2 protein-coding genes are annotated in these 1,164 nt (G+C 43.2%); both read left to right on the top strand.

The features are described from left to right. Positions 1-91 precede the first annotated feature (91 nt). Positions 92-751, top strand: a complete 660-nt coding sequence (locus DY78_RS14775) for a DUF669 domain-containing protein (RefSeq protein ID WP_024626247.1) — start codon at positions 92-94, stop codon at positions 749-751. Positions 752-797: 46 nt separating this feature from the next. Beyond that, a partial coding sequence (locus DY78_RS14770; RefSeq protein ID WP_235810687.1) for a putative HNHc nuclease occupies positions 798-1,164 on the top strand: 367 nt, incomplete at its 3' end.

The following is a 1,164-nucleotide window of genomic DNA, read 5'->3' as shown; positions in this document are numbered from 1 at the left end:
GACTCCTTTGAGATAATTATAGCGAACAAGTTGTCCGTAATTACATCATAAGAGCCTGAACTAATTCAAATAACTAAAGGAGCAAAATAAAATGGCACTATTTACAGTAGATACAAATAATATTCTCGGACAAGCAGTGGAGGAGGCTGGAACATACAATGTGGTGGTTGCTCCCAGTTCTCAATACACGACAACTCAACAAGCTGGGAACCCAATGGCAGTATTTGATTATGAAGTGCTCGATGGAAAATATAAGGGTGGCCGAATTCGATTCGACAATGAAGTGTGGGATACCAGTACAGAGGAGAAAGGTAACCTTTCGATTAAACGGTTTAACACGATTGCGGTTGCCCTAGGCGCAGCTAATGGGACTTCATTTGATTCGATTCAGCAATTTGTCTCGCAAGCCGTTGGCAATAAACTGGCTGTCACGGTCGATTGGGAAACTGGTCAAAACGGTAAAACTTATTTAAGCGTCAAAAGTCACAAACCATTTATGCAGGATGGTAGCAAACCGAATGGCGTTAAGCGACCAGCAGGCAGTAGTAATACAGGAAATAGTGGCTTTGGCAATCACAAAAGCACAAGTGGTGGTTTCGGCACGACGACTAATAAACAACAGGGTAATGGATTCAGCACTCCAGCAAGTAGTAATGCTGGTAATACGCAAGCCACAGAATATAGTAGTCAATCAGCTAATAGTTACCATGGCGGTGGTTTTCCCCCAATTCCAGACGGATCGCCCTTCTAATTTGAACTGGTTATTAAACAAAGCTTCCAAACATTGGGGTGACTAGATGCAACAGTCACGAGCGCAGTTAATTGAGCAGGATGGTCGATACTATTTGGTTACACGGTTAGATGAGAAACCTAATTTAGACCATATAGAGACCGTTAGCGGCTCCCACAGCCAATTTTATGTGGATTGGGAATTAGCTGACACACGTAAAGCTAGGCCACAACAGCGACGCTTGTTCTTCGCGTTGCTTAGTGACATCTATACGTGGTCAGGCATGCCGACAGACTTCTTAAAAAACTTGTTTTATTTGCAGTATGAGTCATACACGTTTGGCAAGCAGATTAGCCTGTCAGACACCACAGAATCATCTGTGAGCGATGCTAACCAGTTGTTAGACCTAGTTATCGACTTCATGTTTGAGTGGC

This window comes from Lactiplantibacillus fabifermentans DSM 21115, assembly GCF_000498955.2.
GTDB lineage: Bacteria > Bacillota > Bacilli > Lactobacillales > Lactobacillaceae > Lactiplantibacillus > Lactiplantibacillus fabifermentans.
The sequence above is the reverse complement of the archived record's forward strand: the minus strand, read 5'-3'. Positions and strand labels throughout refer to the sequence as shown.

What these genes read in the sequence shown, in the direction of transcription:
- DY78_RS14775 (WP_024626247.1), top strand. Translation starts at nt 92, where the DNA reads ATGGCACTATTTACAGTAGATACAAATAATATTCTCGGACAAGCAGTG.